Source organism: Flavobacterium sp. AC105 (assembly GCF_979258495.1).
Map to the genome: position 1 here is coordinate 5,312,974 of NZ_OZ409860.1, position 16,399 is coordinate 5,329,372.

The 16,399-nt window shown below is 34.0% G+C and carries 22 protein-coding genes; 20 read left to right on the forward strand and 2 right to left on the reverse strand.

The features are described 5' to 3' along the window. The first annotated feature begins 7 nt into the window (after positions 1-7). The 6 genes from ACZ0AH_RS22000 (at position 8) to ACZ0AH_RS22025 (ending at position 4,478) form a co-directional block, all read left to right on the forward strand. Complete coding sequence (locus ACZ0AH_RS22000) at positions 8-2,965, forward strand: primase-helicase family protein (RefSeq protein WP_463477874.1); 2,958 nt, start codon at positions 8-10, stop codon at positions 2,963-2,965. A gap of 11 nt (positions 2,966-2,976) precedes the next feature. Next, entirely contained in the window at positions 2,977-3,234 is a 258-nt protein-coding gene (locus ACZ0AH_RS22005; RefSeq protein WP_463477875.1) for a hypothetical protein, read from the forward strand. An 11-nt stretch (positions 3,235-3,245) separates the two neighbouring features. Further along, on the forward strand, positions 3,246-3,485 hold the full coding sequence (locus ACZ0AH_RS22010; RefSeq protein ID WP_463477876.1) for a hypothetical protein: 240 nt from the start codon (positions 3,246-3,248) through the stop codon (positions 3,483-3,485). A gap of 96 nt (positions 3,486-3,581) precedes the next feature. Further along, a complete protein-coding gene (locus ACZ0AH_RS22015) occupies positions 3,582-3,905 on the forward strand; it encodes a hypothetical protein (protein ID WP_463477877.1) in 324 nt (107 codons plus the stop codon). Between the two features lie 21 nt (positions 3,906-3,926). Then, positions 3,927-4,226, forward strand: a complete 300-nt coding sequence (locus ACZ0AH_RS22020) for a hypothetical protein (protein WP_463477878.1) — start codon at positions 3,927-3,929, stop codon at positions 4,224-4,226. A 6-nt stretch (positions 4,227-4,232) separates the two neighbouring features. After that, positions 4,233-4,478: a hypothetical protein gene (locus ACZ0AH_RS22025; protein WP_463477879.1), complete on the forward strand. Its 246-nt coding sequence runs from the start codon at positions 4,233-4,235 to the stop codon at positions 4,476-4,478. Between the two features lie 24 nt (positions 4,479-4,502). On the opposite strand, the gene ACZ0AH_RS22030 is transcribed toward ACZ0AH_RS22025, so the two are convergent. After that, positions 4,503-8,294: an N-6 DNA methylase gene (locus ACZ0AH_RS22030; RefSeq protein ID WP_463477880.1), complete on the reverse strand. Its 3,792-nt coding sequence runs from the start codon at positions 8,292-8,294 to the stop codon at positions 4,503-4,505. Positions 8,295-8,299: 5 nt separating this feature from the next. Then, positions 8,300-8,623, reverse strand: coding sequence for a helix-turn-helix domain-containing protein (locus tag ACZ0AH_RS22035; RefSeq protein ID WP_463477881.1), 324 nt, complete (start codon positions 8,621-8,623; stop codon positions 8,300-8,302). A gap of 292 nt (positions 8,624-8,915) precedes the next feature. Here ACZ0AH_RS22035 and ACZ0AH_RS22040 point away from each other — a divergent pair, with 292 nt between their 5' ends. The 14 genes from ACZ0AH_RS22040 to ACZ0AH_RS22105 all read left to right on the forward strand — a co-directional run bounded on the left by ACZ0AH_RS22040 (position 8,916) and on the right by ACZ0AH_RS22105 (position 16,396). Continuing rightward, a complete protein-coding gene (locus ACZ0AH_RS22040; RefSeq protein WP_463477882.1) occupies positions 8,916-9,626 on the forward strand; it encodes a transglutaminase-like domain-containing protein in 711 nt (236 codons plus the stop codon). Between the two features lie 18 nt (positions 9,627-9,644). Then, on the forward strand, positions 9,645-10,205 hold the full coding sequence (locus ACZ0AH_RS22045) for a hypothetical protein (protein WP_463477883.1): 561 nt from the start codon (positions 9,645-9,647) through the stop codon (positions 10,203-10,205). Positions 10,206-10,210: 5 nt separating this feature from the next. Beyond that, positions 10,211-10,798, forward strand: a complete 588-nt coding sequence (locus ACZ0AH_RS22050; RefSeq protein WP_463477884.1) for a hypothetical protein — start codon at positions 10,211-10,213, stop codon at positions 10,796-10,798. 61 nt (positions 10,799-10,859) lie between these two features. Further along, positions 10,860-11,420: a hypothetical protein gene (locus ACZ0AH_RS22055; RefSeq protein ID WP_463477885.1), complete on the forward strand. Its 561-nt coding sequence runs from the start codon at positions 10,860-10,862 to the stop codon at positions 11,418-11,420. A 74-nt stretch (positions 11,421-11,494) separates the two neighbouring features. After that, the gene (locus tag ACZ0AH_RS22060) at positions 11,495-11,860 is read left to right on the forward strand and encodes a hypothetical protein (protein ID WP_463477886.1); all 366 of its coding nucleotides are present in this window, start codon (positions 11,495-11,497) and stop codon (positions 11,858-11,860) included. Positions 11,861-11,871: 11 nt separating this feature from the next. Continuing rightward, positions 11,872-12,189, forward strand: a complete 318-nt coding sequence (locus tag ACZ0AH_RS22065; protein WP_463477887.1) for a hypothetical protein — start codon at positions 11,872-11,874, stop codon at positions 12,187-12,189. Beyond that, a complete protein-coding gene (locus ACZ0AH_RS22070) occupies positions 12,177-12,953 on the forward strand; it encodes a hypothetical protein (RefSeq protein ID WP_463477888.1) in 777 nt (258 codons plus the stop codon). Before ACZ0AH_RS22065 ends, ACZ0AH_RS22070 begins: the two co-directional genes overlap by 13 nt. Next, a complete protein-coding gene (locus tag ACZ0AH_RS22075; protein WP_463477889.1) occupies positions 12,941-13,144 on the forward strand; it encodes a hypothetical protein in 204 nt (67 codons plus the stop codon). The genes ACZ0AH_RS22070 and ACZ0AH_RS22075 overlap by 13 nt, the downstream gene beginning before the upstream one ends. Before the next feature lie 11 nt (positions 13,145-13,155). Continuing rightward, complete coding sequence (locus ACZ0AH_RS22080) at positions 13,156-13,632, forward strand: hypothetical protein (protein ID WP_463477890.1); 477 nt, start codon at positions 13,156-13,158, stop codon at positions 13,630-13,632. Then, positions 13,632-14,060, forward strand: a complete 429-nt coding sequence (locus tag ACZ0AH_RS22085) for a hypothetical protein (RefSeq protein WP_463477891.1) — start codon at positions 13,632-13,634, stop codon at positions 14,058-14,060. The genes ACZ0AH_RS22080 and ACZ0AH_RS22085 overlap by 1 nt, the downstream gene beginning before the upstream one ends. A gap of 84 nt (positions 14,061-14,144) precedes the next feature. Further along, positions 14,145-14,789, forward strand: a complete 645-nt coding sequence (locus tag ACZ0AH_RS22090; RefSeq protein WP_463477892.1) for a peptidoglycan-binding domain-containing protein — start codon at positions 14,145-14,147, stop codon at positions 14,787-14,789. Positions 14,790-14,888: 99 nt separating this feature from the next. After that, positions 14,889-15,599, forward strand: coding sequence for a glycoside hydrolase family 19 protein (locus ACZ0AH_RS22095; protein ID WP_463477893.1), 711 nt, complete (start codon positions 14,889-14,891; stop codon positions 15,597-15,599). Beyond that, positions 15,580-15,915 (forward strand): hypothetical protein, encoded by a 336-nt coding sequence (locus ACZ0AH_RS22100; RefSeq protein WP_463477894.1) that lies wholly within the window; start codon positions 15,580-15,582, stop codon positions 15,913-15,915. The genes ACZ0AH_RS22095 and ACZ0AH_RS22100 overlap by 20 nt, the downstream gene beginning before the upstream one ends. Positions 15,916-15,919: 4 nt before the next feature. Then, complete coding sequence (locus ACZ0AH_RS22105; protein ID WP_463477895.1) at positions 15,920-16,396, forward strand: hypothetical protein; 477 nt, start codon at positions 15,920-15,922, stop codon at positions 16,394-16,396. Positions 16,397-16,399 lie beyond the last annotated feature (3 nt).

Below are 16,399 nucleotides of genomic sequence, written 5' to 3' on the forward strand. Positions count from 1 at the left end.
CCTAATAATGGCTAACTATAAATTTAACGTTGAAACCCTTTACGAAAAAACTGATAACGGTCTTGATATCCTAAAAAAATATCTTGACAATTGTGACGGTTTCAGCAAAGCGTTAGAAAACGACAAAAACGCATTTAGATACAGGGATACAGATAAATCTGCGTCCTGCTATTTAGTAAAAAATGACAAAGGTCTTAAAGGTGGTATCGGGGTTAATTATTGGCGTGTAAAGGATTTTGGAGGCGATTTTTTCACACCTATAGGAATTGCAATGGAGCAAAGCGGTTTAGATTTCTACCCTTGTTTAAAAATGTTGTACGAATGGTTTAACCTTGACGGAAACAATACTTTTTTTACTGCTACAGTTGAAATAACAACCATTGACGATAAAGACAAACGCCCGTTAGACTGGTTTAACGTTGTGACCAAAAAACACACACAGCTTGATATAATTGGCACTTACGTGACCCCTGAACTAGCCAAAGAATATGATTTTTTAAGTGTCGAATACTACGAAAAAATCTTCATCAACAAAAAAACAAACCAAAAAAATCACATCAAAGTTTCGGCAACTGAAAGCTTCCCGATTTTTTGCTATATGCCTGAAAAAACATGGTGTAAAACCTATGCGCCTTTTTCAAAAGATAAAAGCTTTAAACATGGATATTTAGGCAAAAAGCCAGTTCGACACGTGTACGGACTGCAAAAAATCATCAATAAATACAATTCCAAAATTGATGATTTCAACAAGCAAATAAAAAAGTCAAAAGACGATGCAACAACCAATAAATTAATTGACGAACGTGACGCTTATAAAGTGCCCAATTGCATTGTTGCTTCGGGCGGTTCTGATGGGTTAAACGTTGCGAGTTTAGAATATGACGTGATTTGGTACAATTCAGAAAGTGAACAAATCAACTATGCAGAATACAGCCAATTAAAGGAAATATGTAAAAACATATACAACCTTCCTGATGTTGACGAATCGGGCATTAAGTACGGATATGAAGTTGCTGAAAAATTTTGGAACATGAAAAGTATTTGGTTGCCAAAAGAAAAAATCGGTAACAACGGAAAAGATTTCAGGGACTGGATGAAATTTTATAAAAAATCTGATCTAAGTGCAGTAAAGTTCCAGTTCGGAAACCTTCTAACGGGCGCGCTGAAAATGAAATTTTTCGAAAAAAACGAAAAATCAAAACGATGGTCTGTAAAAACGTCTTATCTGCATTATTTCCTTAAAATTAAAGGTTTCAATTTGTATTATCCTGAAAAGAAATACACCGAAAAAACAGGAGTACAAGAATTTATTTTCATCAGGATAAACGAGCATATTGTAGAGCAATATTTTCCTAATGATATTAGAAAATTTACTGAAATGTACCTGATTGAAAAAGGGCAACCGATTGAAGTTATTGACCTTATTAAAAATACGGAGCAATTTAATGAACCAAAGCTTTTATCGATGGATAAAATAGTTTTGGATTTTAAAAATTTTACAGAGGAAACACAAACATTCTATTACAAAAATCAATTTGCAACCATTTCAAAAGACGGTATAGAATTGAAACCGTACAAGGATTTGAAAAATTATGTTTGGGATTACAGAATAGTCAATAAAACCATTTTTGCAGAGAAACCAAGCTTTAGACACTTCAAAGACGAAAATTGCAATGATCGTGTTGAAATACTGCAAAACGATTGCGATTTTATGAATTATTTAATCAATGGCTCTCGTATGTCTTGGCGAAAAGAGTTAGAAGAACCTTTCGGAGATTTTACAAATAACAAAGAACTAAAAGAAGCAAAACAAAAATACCACAACGAGAACCGTTTTAATTTATCGGCTGAATGTTTGACGGAAAATGAGCGATTAATACAGGAAAAACATTTCTTAAATAAATGCTTTGGAATTGGCTATTTATTGCACCGTTACAAAATAGAATCTTTTGCAAAATTTATTTATATAATGGATGATGCGCCCAAAGAAAGCGAAGAGGACAGTAACGGGCGTTCCGGTAAATCAGTCCTGTTAAATGGCATAGATAAACTATTGAATAATCATTATTACATCAATGGAAAATCTAAAAACATCACTACAAATTCGCACTTACTGGACGGCTTTACAAAGGAAAACGATTATTTGAGAATTGAAGATATTGACCAATATTTAGGAGTTGAATTTTTCTATAACTGGGTAACGGGTCCGATTTCTGTAAATCCAAAAACAAAGAAGCCTTACAACGTTGAGTTTCACGATGCGGGAAAAATGGCTGCAACTTCAAATTTTGGTATTGGTAAAATTAATCAATCCACATTAGGGCGTTTATTTTTTATTTCATTTTCAGATTACTATCACGTAAAAACCGATAAGTACAATGAAGAGCGTAAAATCTCGCACGACTTCAATAATAAAGATTTGTTTTCAAGCTACTGGGATGAAAAGCAATGGAATAAGTTTTATTATTTTTTAATGGAGTGTTGCCAGTTGTATTTGTCAAACAGAGACAACGAAATTCAAGCCCCGCAAACGAATATTCATTTAACCAATATACAGGCTTCTATGGGTGAAAACTTTATGAATTGGTGTGATAGTTATTTTACTCATTCAATGGTTGATGAAGACAGCGAGACAAAAGAGATTGTAAACGGTACGCTCAATCAATTTCTATTGCGTGATGATGTGCAAAAAGCCTACACGGTTCATGCAGGGGAGAAATACAAAAAAACAGCCACTAACTTTAAAAAGAGTTTGGGAGAATATTGCAAAATGAAAGGATGGACTTTCAACCCTGTTGAGTATTTAAGTGCCGATAAAAAAACCATCAAAAAACCACACACCAACGAAAAAGGCAAGCGTAATATTCTGGAATTTTTCTATGTGCGAACTAATGAAATTGAAGTTGCAACACCGGAACAAAAAAAATTGAATTTAGGCAACCGCCTTGATGATTTACCATTTTAAAAACTATCACTATGAAACGATATGTATTTATGAAAATTCGAGTAGCCCAAAAAGAAGACTTTGCTGACCAATGGGGACGAAAAAGAATTGGCGCAATTTATTTCACTCAATCGGTATCGGGTGCAATTTGTAGCCAGCCGTTCTATTTTACAGAAGAAACCGATTTATCGACATTCAGGGAATTGTACACGCATAATCAAATATACGTACCTCTAAATCTTTTTGATGATGTTGAAATAGCAGAAGAAAAACAGGAACTAACACGATAAAAATTGCAACCATGAAAACATCGAGACTACGCAGGTTATCAATTTGCATCACCGATTTAGAAAACATACCGCCTGAGAAAATAACAGTTGCAGGAAATGGCAAAAAATATACAAGTCTGACTACATGGGATTACGGAGACGAAAATATAAACGACCATGATTTCAGCGTGTCGGTTACACGATCACCACAGGAAAAGCAGGACGACATTGCGGTTATGTATGTCGGAGGCGGTCTTATAATTGGATATTAAAACATAAACTAACCTCTAAAAAGTAGATTTTTTTGCGAACCTGGAAAAACTGCAGCTGCGAATCCGGACAAAAAAAATCTACAAATTCAAAACAACATGATAAAGAAAAGTACTTACATCCGAAGTTTTACGCCCGATCAACAAAAGCAACTTGAAAAGGTTGCAAAGGAGCAAAATTTTAAAACTACACCTGAAATATTGTTTTTTGGTCTGGATAAATATTTACAGCAAAAAAAGGAAATCGAAAAATTGAATTCGACAATTCAGTCGAAAAGAGACGAAATTTTTCAACTGAATCTAAAAATTGATTTTTATAAATCAGCTTCTAAAAGAATACATGAATTAAGTGATTTCCTGAAAAAGGAAAAAAATAAAATATCAATCATCAATCAATTATCGAGCAGTAAATCAAATTTATAAACCTATCAAAACCTAAATTATATGAATCTCAAAACTTTAAATTATATCAGAAACAAAGCCCAATTACAAGACTTGTTTATAAGCCAATTTACAGCCGATTATATTCGAAAAGAAATACACGAAATTTTAAAAGAGACCAGAAAAAATGCAACCGAAGGAGCAAGACTTTTTGCAAAAAACATTTCCACAAAAGAGCTAATCATTTTTATAGATAGAAATGGAAAACCTGATGGCTATATACTTTCAGCTGAACTAAAAATTATGCTTCAAGATCACAGAGAAGAAGAATTTAATACTAGAAAATTTCAAAATCAACTATAAAAACTCATGGCAAAGAAATCAAACAATCCGACAAACGCAGTAATAAATCAAAATTTTATCATTCGTGTTTTGGAAAACCCAAAAGAAAACCCAGTTAAGAACACCAAACTAACTTCTGCAAATAAGCTTTCTAACTATATTAATGATGAAGAAATCAAAATAAAGCTATTTAAAAAGGTTTTAGAAGATGGTAAGGACAAATATACTTTCCTGATAAGAAGTAGGCTTAAAATTGATTTTCAGTCAAAATAGCAATAATTCCAATTAGAATTGGAATTATTGCAGATATTTAATTATTACTTTTGCTTTTTGCGCTGGAATCAAATCTAATTCTTTTTCTAATTTTTTAATTTTTTTCTCAATGTTTTCAATCTCTACAATTAATTTTTTTTGATCATTTAGCGAAAAAAATGGAACTTGATAAGTTTCGATAAAAGATTTAGGAACTCTTCTGTGACCTGAAGCTCCAGTCATTTCTTTTTCAGCATTTGTTCTAAATTCAAAAGATTGAGTAAAATAAAATAATATTTTTGGTAATAACATTTCTTTATTAACTCTTAAAACAAAAAACTCAGTACTTCCAAAACCAATATTATTTTCAAGATCAGAAACTAGAGCCCCTTTCCCATTTTCCATACATGGTGTTATTTTAGCAAAAAGAACATCATCTTTTTGAAAGAAAGTAAAACCCGTTTTAACATCTTTAAGAGCTCTTCTTTGTAAATTTATTATTTCCCCATCATTACTAACATCTGCCATGCTTAAAAAAGAAACATCAACAAGATCTTCTAAATTTGAAATACTGTCGGTTTTATTTGGATTAATATCTTCTAATAAATTTTTTAGAATAGTTCTATTGTTCGTAGAATTTAAAATAGTATAAATGTTTTCTTTTGACTTTTGAATTTGATCAAGTAGTATATTTTCTTGTTTTTCAATAGCATCTATTTCTTTTACAATATTTTCTTGAACATTTTTTGGGGGAATTGGAATTTTAATCTCATTTACAACAGCCGAAAGATTATTTATATTTGATCCACTTCCTATATCTCTAATAGTTTGTCTTAACAAAGTATTTAGTAATTGATAAATGTATTTTGGCTCATTTTCATTATTTACCCGAATTATCCCCATAAATCCACCTGCATATAAATTTGTATTTTCAGTTATAAATGCAACTTTGCCTAAATGCTGTTTACTTCCACTTGAAAAGCAAATAAAAATATCATTCTTTTTTAATTTCTTTTCCTCGTTAATTTGATAATCATTATATAAATAAACTTTTTTAACTATTTCTAATTCTAACTTACCTGCTAATGTAATGTTATCGGCTGTTAAAATTATAGTATCCGTTTTTTCATTAGACTGATCTCCTTTTGAATAAGTAACACCTTTTACGATTTCAGCTACTTTATCAAATCTTTGATCTGGCCATTTGCTTTCAATCTTTACTTTTTTTTTAACAGATAATGAAATGTTTTTTTCAAAAACAATTCTATTAAATGTTAGCATATCTACCAAATTATGGTAACTGATGTTCTTTTTTAAACTTTCAGGGACATCTAGATCAAATTCGCCCTTAAATGCTTTGTAGATATATGTACTTGCTTTGTCTGGATTAATAGATGAATCAGCATCATATAGATGTGTGCATTCATCAATTGCCTTACCTCTTTTAATAGGATGTATGCCTTCACTTCCTCTACGATTACTAAATTCGTAACCCAAAAATCTTTTTTCTTCCTTTTTTTCACCTGTTTTTAATAGTACTAATCTTTGCGGCAACGAAATAATAAAGTATAATAGTTTGTCCTGTTCTAAAGCAAGAATTGAATTCCATTTATCTAAATCATTTTTTGATTTTATTTTACTCTGATATTCTAAATAGATTTCATGCTCTTTTATTACTGAATTTGGTTCTTTTTTCAATAGAGAAATATAATCTTCAAAATTTATATCATTCCAAACATGAGCAATGAATTTTTGAATTGGTTTTTCAATCCCATTTATTGTTACATCTAGTAAATTTGTAAAAAACTTTTTAATAGCCTCCTCGATGTTGAATACATCTGCATTGTTTCGTCTCCTTAAAAATAATGTCACAGTATTAGTACCTGTAGCCATAAATGTTCCTGAACCAAGCTCTGCAATACCTAAAATATCAAAGTATCTCAAGATAATCTCTCGTGTTTGCGTATATATTCCTGTATTACTTAAGATGCTACTCGGCAAAATAATACCTGCCACTCCTCCATCTTTTAAAAGTTGTTTTGTTCTTTCAATAAATAAACATTCGATTTCACTGCTTTGATCAGTTAATCTAGAGTATAAATCAAAGGCTTTCTTTGCTTTTTCTTCGGTTACCATTGAACCTTTAAATGCAGAAACAGAATACGGCGGATTTGAAATAATGACATCAAATTGTTTATTGTCTTGTGGGTAAGTTTTATCTGTTTCTTTTAATAGATCTTTAAATTCAGTAGAAGTTGAAAAATCTCCGAGACCATCACCATGAATTACTTTAGCTAAACCATCACCGTGCAAGTAACAGCTCACTTTCGCAGTTTTCACTAAACGATAGTCCTTTTCAATTCCATATACGTATGTTTCAGCCCAGTCAAACTGATCTTCTTTCCATTTTTTTATAGATTTTTTTGTAGTTGGATTAAATTTATTCTCGTCTAAACCATCAATGTAATTCTGAATTACTTCCATTGATTCGGTTATAAAATGCCCACTACCTGCTGCGTAATCAATTATAGTTGGTAATAAATCATTTTTATTACCTGCCTCAATCTTTTGTTCGGTTATTTCTTCAAAAGGTAAACTTTTTATTATAAAACGAGCTATAGGAACCGGTGTGAAAAATTGTCCTGATTCTTGTTTTAGACCAGTAGTTAATAATAATTCAAAAAAATCACTTAAAAACTGCTGACGATAATTATATCTAATTTGGTAAACTTGAAGAAGCTCTACAACTTCCTTAACAACTTTTGCATTTTCTTCAAATGACTCATCGTCATATACTTCTTTAATTGCAAATTCATTATTTTTTTTAAGTCTTATCTCTGTTAGAATTTCTTTGAATTTATCTTTGTATTGGTCTTCTACTTGTAGAAACTGCTTATCAAATTCACTGTCACTAACATCTGTTACCTTTTTCTCTAAAAGCTCCAGCATGCCTCTATTATAAAGATCGGTTAACCTTTTTTGAAAAGAAATGTGACTGTCTTCTCCTTCTAACCATTGAAAATGTAACTGGTCATCAGCATTTCTATTTTCATCAACTATTTTACATAGAAAAAGTGTGAATATTTTATTAAAAGCATTCGGTTTGTCTGAAACCACATTGTGTCGAAGTATTTCTAAAAAACGATTAAATATAAAACTACTATCTTCTTGTTTCAAAACTTTTAAATCATCTTTCGTAAGTGCTTTACTCTGGAATTCATAAACAGATGCCCAAGTATCGAAAACACCATTTGATTTTGGAAGTTTGTTCCAACGTTCGTAAAAATCTTTGACATTACCTGCTTGTCTATAATCCTCTTCAATTTTAATTATTTCATTTCTATATTTTAAATCTGAACCATCTAAATCAGATGAGTATAGCATTAAAATTTCAGCATTCTTATCTTGTTGAAAATATGTAAAAAGTTGTCCTCCGTTTTTTTCTAGATTTTTAAATTCTTTATCAAACTCAGTTCCCCATGTTTTGCATTCAATCATTAAATAAGCTGAATTGTTCTCACGACTAACTAATATATCTAATCGTCCACTAGTGCCATGTCCGGTTTTCCATGTTTTTTCTAAAGTGATATACTGAGGTTGATATCCTTTTTCTAATAATCTATCAACACATTCTAAGATAACCCAATTTTCAGCTTGCGAAAAATTTTGAGTTGATCTACTTTCCCCTTTTATTTTTTCTCCAAAATTGATTACTTCTTTTTCAAAATCAATTTCAATAGAATAATTATTTGATTTAGTATATTTCTTTTGAAATATACCAGATGTTTTTTCTTTAGGTGTAAATCCTAATTTCTGTATGAGGTTTTTGTATTTCATAATAATTAGAACTTAAGTTTTCCTTGTTTTACATTCATTTCCCTTAGGTAATTAGCTTGAATTTCTGCAACAGCAAAAACACTTTCAGAACAATTGTATTGAAAGGCTTCTTTTGCAAATTTATCAGCAAAATAAAGATCTTTTACAGTTTTATAATCAATTTCAAAAAGTGATGAAAGAAATTCTAGCTTATTAACTGTAATTTGTTTTTTATCGTTTTCAATACGACTAACAGCCGGAGTATTGATTTTAATCAATGCCCCAAATTCAGTTTGACTCCAACCTTTTTTCTCTCGTTGAGTTTTTATAAACTTGCCAAAACTTGCCATTTGATGGTTTTACTTAAAATTATTTTACCCAATTTTAGCAAAAGTACAAATTTCAATAGATTATTAGCATTTTTTTTATTTAAACAAGAAAATAAAAATCATAACAATCTATTGTTTAATTTCAAACATAAATTCAAATGTTTTCATAAAAGCTTTGCAAAACCTTTGCAAAGCCTTTGCAATCATAAGAAATGTTTCTGCAATCCTCCGCAATCCTTAAACGCTTCTTTTCTTCTGTTTCATATTTGTAATCGAAAAGCCTAACAACCTAACACAAGACGAAATGAAATAAATGGATATTGATAACTTGTTACAGAGGAAAATCTTAGGCGGACAGGAGTACGAACCGTTGTTTCCACGTGTTAGCTGTGATAAGACTACACTGGGCAACGGTAATACTTTTGATACCGTTAGAATGATTAAAGACATGGTTGTAAAATACAATCATCAGACAAAGGAAGTTGCAAAGCTTTTGCAACAAAGTTCATTGAAAGAAACGTGTGATAGGATTTACTGGTTTTTATACAATCATATCCAGTATAAGGCAGATGGCAGGGAACAATTACTTAGAAGTCCCGCATGCGCTTTTAAACAGCGTATAACGGGTGTTGATTGTAAAACTTATTCCATCTTCGCAAGCTGTTTATTGGCTAATATGGGTATCAAACATTACATCAGGCAGATAAAGCAACCAAGCTTTCGCCCTGATTTATACACCCATGTTTATGTGATAGTGCCACTTAATCAACAAACTGGAGATATTAAGGACGGCTATTTTATAATAGACGGTACAACAAGTAATAACAGAGAACCTATATACACTATGGCACACGACACACTGGTCAATTTACCACATTATGGACTTAATGCCCCTGCAAAGGGCAATCGCAAAATTGTTGCAACAAAATCCCAAAACGTTGCAAAGCAATCTAACAAACCCGTGCTTCTGACAATAGGGGCGGTTATAGCAGGTTTGTTTTTATTTGGAAAATCTAATAACTAATTTAAAAAAGAGAAGAGGATGACGTACGATGAATTATATGCTGACCCCGAGGGGCTGAATGGTTTTTCATTAAAGAAAATCAGGCTTAAAGATGTAAGTCTTAAAAATGCGGTAAAAGTTGCAAAAGTGGCTATACCCATAGCAACGAGTTTTATTCCTGCGGGTGGCGGGTTAATCTCAGGTGTAGCTTCAAAAGTGCTTAAAAATAAAGCGGGCGGTGCAAATTTGGTCGGCAGGATTGCCAATTCTGCAACTGCAATTTCCAAAACAAAAGTAGGGGCTTTGGTTACTACTCAGGCAAAAAAGGTAATCAACAATACCGTAAAGCCACAAAGCCAACCACAAGTACAGGCAGTTAACCAAATCACGCCCGCTTCGTTTAGCTATAGTGAAAGTGAAAGTTCACAAAGCGAAACATTAGAGCCAGTCGGGGAATTAACACCCGTAAAGCCTGCTATGACAGCTAAAACGGCAATTGCTCCGGTAGCAGAAAAGAACAATACAATGCTGTGGGTCTTAGGAGCGGCAGTCGTTGGAGGAGGAATTTATTTAGCAACAAAAGACGATAGTAAAAAGTAAAAAGTATGAATAAAGAAGTAGTAGTTTTTGGAGGTGCTGTCATTGGTGGAATGACGGCTAATGGTGTAACGTCATTACTTCCTCAGTCTGAAAGTCCAATTATAAACATCGCATTTGCAGGGGCATCCTTATTTGGAGCAACAAAAGTAAACGGAGCAACAAACAAATCCAACCTTTTAAGAGGTGCTTTACTGGGTAGCGCACTGGTGCACAGTTTTATCGCTGTCAAAAAAGTAGCCGATAAATATTTAGCCCCAAAATTACAGGGCACAGGAAAAGCGACCTTGTTTGCAAAATCAGCCGTTGGATTGGCGTGTCCTTGTGACGAAGGCTTAAACGGTCAGTTTATGGGTGGCGATGGTCATATTTATGAACTTGACGAACATGGCTTAAACGGTCAGTTTATGGACGAATCGGGAAATGTTTTTGAGATTGCCGATAACGGATTGAATGGTCAGTTTACAGATGGTCAGGGCAATATTTACGAGATTGAAGAAAACGCCCTTAACGGTTCTGTATCGGATGCCTACGGCGAAGAAGACGAAGGCTTAAACGGAGCAGAAGAAGCGGAGTTCGAACAATTATACCATTAACAAGATAACAAGCCCGCTTAGGGCTTTACAAAATCAATCATCAATTAAAAAACAATCAAAAATGAACAGAAAAAGTCAATTATTAGGAGCAGTTGCAACACTAAAAGGAAAAGCACAGGCGGGAATTCCAAAAGTAGATGGTGTAGCCATAACTGACAGAACATTATACATTGCCGTTCCGATTAAAGGACAAGGCGGGACAATAGATGTTGTGGACGCAAACACAAAAAGAGAAGTTGGGGTGACCAATCTGGATGGGAACAAATTAAATGCAGGGCGTGATTACGTAATCGACGGAATCAGGGTTTTAATTGATACCGCAGACAGTGAGAATCTTGGTTCAGGACGTTGGGAAGCATCAGAAATTAATGGTTTTCCACCGGCTTTCCAAAATGCAGAATTGCAGATTGAGCAGGATGGAAATGTGTTGGTAGATATGCCAATGACTGATATTGTAGACAGCAAAGGTTTTGAAAAATTCAGAGAAATTTCTACTACTCCACTGATTCGTTCAAACTTAGAGTTTACAATTAAAATTGTCTATCCTAAAGGGGTTTCAGTAAGTTCTGCAGCTGTTTCAAATGTTCGTTTTGAATTTAGAGCACATCAGGCAAAAAGATAAGCAGTAAACACTTTTTATACAATCAAAAAGCCGTAATACGTAAAGGTTACGGCTTTTTTTAAACAATCAATAAAATGGCAGTAAAAGAGAAAGTGATTAATTTAATTATTCCCTTAGGCGAAAAAGAAGTTTCGTTTACAACAGCACTAGACAATGGTTTTGTTCTTGGTGCTGAATTACACACCAATCATGCAGATATTGACAACTTTGCAGATTTTGGCATTTTTGATGATAGTGGCGCATCGTTTTCAAAACCTACCCACATCAATCATTGGAAAAGAAGAGATGGATCAGGCTTTGATGATAGCTACAAACCGTTATTATTTTCAACGGATTCAAAAACATTTACATTTCAGGCGAGAACAAAAGCAGTTGTAACCAAAGAAACCTATTTTTCTTTGATCCTGATGTACAAACTTGATCCTGACCACTGCTCTTAAAATCTAATCAAATGCCACAAGAAATCATATTATTACAAACAGGAGTTGTTTTTTTAAAGATAAAGGACGACAAAGAAATTTCAATCGATCAGGTCACAACACTTCAAGTTGTCAATAGTGGTTTTGTGAGTGTGTTTGTGAATGAATTTGAAGTTGCAAGCGGTCAGAATTTCACCTTAGTACCACCGGACAATACACTCTCTAAAGTTGATCTTTCAGTACGTTTTGCCCAGATTGATACAGGAGTTGAAAAGGATTTTGCAAAGTTCAGTTGGAACAAAAAAGAGTTAACTATTATTTACAAAAAATTAATCAAATGCAAGAATTAGAAAACTTAATGGAAAAATTAAACAGCGATGTGTATTCGGCTGTATCGGTTTTTGACAAGAGTACTAATCGATTTGTTTTTCGTAATAAATCCCACTCTGAAATTATAGGGGAATTTGGAAACTCCGAAGATTTCTTCGAAGACCTTTTCGCCAAAGGGCATCGTCATTTAACCCTGACCCTAAAGCGAAAAAACGGAAGCACCCATAAGATCGACGGGCAATCTTTTGATGTTAATTTCTCGGCTTCCAATACCCCTGAGGCGATACCTGTTCAGCACGTACAGCAACAACCATCACCGCCACAACATCAGGACGTTTTTTCAAACTCTTTCGGCTTGGGAGCACTTGATGTTATGAATTTAATGGTTGCAAAAAATGATGCTTCAAGGCTTCATACAGAATGTGAAGTTCTAAAAGCTGAAAACAAGGAACTTAAAACCAAGTATGAAACCATCAGGGAAGAACAATTGTTATCCAAATACAATGCGGATAAGGAAAGCGGGCTTTGGGGCGCGGTTCAGGGGGCACTTGCAAACGCTCCCGCGCTTATTTCAACTTTCAGAGGTGTTGCACCCGTAGGGCTTGCCTCACCAGTTGAAGCCTTTGCAAGCGAAGCCAAACAACACTTTGCAACAACTTTGCAACACATTGACGATAGTGTTGTAAATGTTTTGGATAGCATCAACAACGGACTAAATACAAACCAACAGTTCTCGGGTGAATTAGCAGAACTTTTAAAAAAATACCAACTATGGGAGGCGTAAACACAACAATAGAAATTGAGATTAAAGCGATTAATCCTTTTGAAGTAAAATCAAAAACAACCGCAATAAAAGATTTGGCAAAACTGGACAATGATGTTTTGTCAAAACTGGCTGAACTATCCAAAAGCCCAAAAGCCATTGAGCAATTGAAAGTCAATTTTCCAATGATTAAAGGTTTTTTGTCTAACTAAAAACCAAGGACATGAAAAAAAAAGGATTAGGAAATCCCGCAGTAATAGCCAGTGTCCTGACCAGTCCACAGGGGCAGGCTGTGATTAAAAAAACACAGGAAGACTCTCAAAAAGCTGTCAAAACAGGATTTACAATTTTAAAAGTTTTATTGGTGGCTGGTGTTCTTGGATTTGTGTATATTAAATTTTTCAGCTTTAAAAAACTAACAGAAGATACACGCTACAAACCCAGTAATATAAACATTACACAAGCCAAAGCAAGGGCGGAAGCGATTTACACCGCTTTACTGGGTTTTGGCGCAAATTACCAAGCCGTTGAGAATAATTTAATAGGTCTAAATCATAACGGATTTATCAGGGTTTACAACGAATTTGGAGAAAGAAGAAGCGCAACACTCAGTAAAATGAATTTAGTAGAATGGTTGCAGGATCAATTTAGCGTTGATGATATTGTAAAACTGAGATTCATAATAAAAGGATTTTTCTAATGATGACAACAAAGAAAAAAGTAATTATAGTAAGTGCATCGGTAGTTCTTTTAGGACTGGGAGTTTATTTTTTAACCAAGACCAATAAAAACGGAAATTCTGTTTTAGGCGGTAATAAAAAATACATCGATGAAGGTGACGTAAACCTGATTCCGACATTTTCCGCTACTCAAAAAGTAGCTTTGTTGTATGATGCCATGAACCGCTACACGGGTACAGATGAAAATTTAATTTTTGAAACCTTAACAGGGGTAAGTCAGGCACAATTTGGCTTGATTCAAAAAGCCTTCGGACTTAAAAACTACAATCGAATTTTAGGTTACAACACTATTGGCGGAACAAAATTACCTCTTAAAACGTGGTTAAAAGAAGAGTTAAACGATCAGGATTATAATTTGCTCAGAAAGCGATATCCGGCGTATTTATAAATCTAAAAGTAGATTTTTTAGCGAGCCTGGACAAACTGCAGCTGCGGATCTGATCAAAAAAAATCTACAATTAAAAAAGGAACTATGAAATTGAAAAATGAAGATAAGGTAATTATTGGCTTAGGTGTACTGGGACTTGGAACAATTGGCTTTTTTTATTGGAGAAACAAAAACAAGCAAAAAGAACAAGACGAACTAACAGCAGATATTTCCGAGCCACCGACGATACTAGCAACGCCAATCCTTACGGATAATGTACCTGTAGCAGGCGCAACTTTAAATAAAAACAAAGTTTTAGCCAAAGGAAGCAAAGGGCTTGAAGTTAGGGAACTTCAAAGGGTTTTAGGCGTTGCAGTTGATGGGGATTTTGGTTCTGCAACACTCAAAGCTTTGCAAGCCAAAAAAGGTGTTTCTTCCATCAGTTTAAACGCATACCTGACAAACAGCGTTAAGACCAAAGTAACCATAAAAGCAAATCCGACGGCTTTGGTAACACCAAAGGCAGGGCAAAAACTTATGGCAAACGCCAACGACGTAAGCCTTTTCAATGCCAAGAAAACAGCTAGCGGAACTTACTTTAATGATGGTTCAAAACCACTTATAGGAGGCTCTTTCGATTATGGTGAACATATCGGAACCTTTGAAGCTGTGAAAACTGGAAACCAGTATTTAATCAAGCGTGACGGGGTTTATTATTTTGTAAATGGCAATCAGGTAAAAGCCTATTAGCATGACACAAAACACCCAAACAACACTCGCAATCGGGGCAATAGCAGTACTGGCAATCCTGTTGCTATTGCCAAAAGAACAACCTAAAAAAGTGATATTATGAGTTTTATATTTGATAACAGCGGTTTGTTTTTAAAAACATTCCAGAAATACGGGATTACTTCCCCGCTCAGGATAGCACACTTTTTGGCTCAGGTTTCCCACGAATCGGGAAACTTTACAAGGCTTTTGGAAAGCCTTAATTATACGCCTCATGGGCTTTCCGAGACAGTGCCTTTTAACTCGCGTCTGACTACAGCCCAAAAAAACCTTTACGGGCGCACCAGTGTGCACGTTGCCAATCAAAGTATGATCGCTAACATTGCTTATGCCAATTCAAACGGCAACGGAAATGCAGCGAGTGGCGACGGATGGAAATACAGAGGGCGTGGCTATATGCAGTTGACAGGACGGGCAAATTATCAAGCCTATAAAAAGTATTCGGGCTATGATGTTGTGAGTAATCCTGACCTGCTTTTGCAAAATGACATTGCCATAGATTGTGCGGGTTGGTTTTTTGCAGTGTATAAAAACCTTAATTCTTTGGCTGATGCCAATTTAATTACCAAAATAACAGAAAAGATCAACGGGAAGCAAAACGGTTTAAGTGACCGGATAGCGAAGTTTAATTTCTATAAAAGTCAAAACATAACCCTTGACTTATTAAAAAAAAAGCGAAGCCCCTACCTAATTTTAGCAGTATCAGCAGTTACGCTTTTAATTGGCTATCACCTTTTAACACAAAAACCACATGAGAGAATTATTATTTGAAATTAAAATTTGGAGAGATTATTTTTTACTAGGGCTTATTATCATTGCGGGGATTTTTACAAAAATTTACAATGCAAGCCAAAAAGGTAAAAAGCCAACATTGAGTTTTGTTCTTGCCGAGGCAATCGTAAGCATTTTTGTAGCGGTTTCGGTTTATGCCTTTACAAGTGAGTTCCTGCATTTAAGCAAGTTAGTGACTTATGTTTTTTGCGCTTGGGGCGGTTCGCTTTCGACCCTTATTCATAGTGAAGTTGAAAAATTAATAAGCAGTTTTTTCGATGCCCTGAAAGGTTTCATCAAAACAAAATTAAGATAATGACATGAGTGTAAAAAAAGTAGTTATAGGTGTTGGAATATTAGCCATAGCAGGTTATTTATTTCTGGATTATAAAGTTAAAAAAATCATTGAAAAATTTCAGTTTGTAAAGATTTATCCGACCTCGATTAAGAACTTCAACGTAAAATGGAATGACGGACAGCCGTTAATTTCTTTTAATTTGGATATAAAGTTTACCAATCCCACAACAGAGGTTTTTTCGGCAAAAATAATAGCGGTAAAGCTTAAAAGAATCATTTTTTATGATAAGAGCAATGTTCAGTTAGGTACTGCAACGGTGAACGCTGATGCGCTTACTATTCCGGCTAATGGGAGCACAACTCTATATAATATCCCGATTCAATTGCAATTACAAACCGTTGCTACTGCTATTGCCTCAGCGATTCAAAAAGATTTCGGTTTGAAAGACATTAGAATTGAAACTATAGTAAGCGTTTTAGGTACTGAATATAAAATATAATCA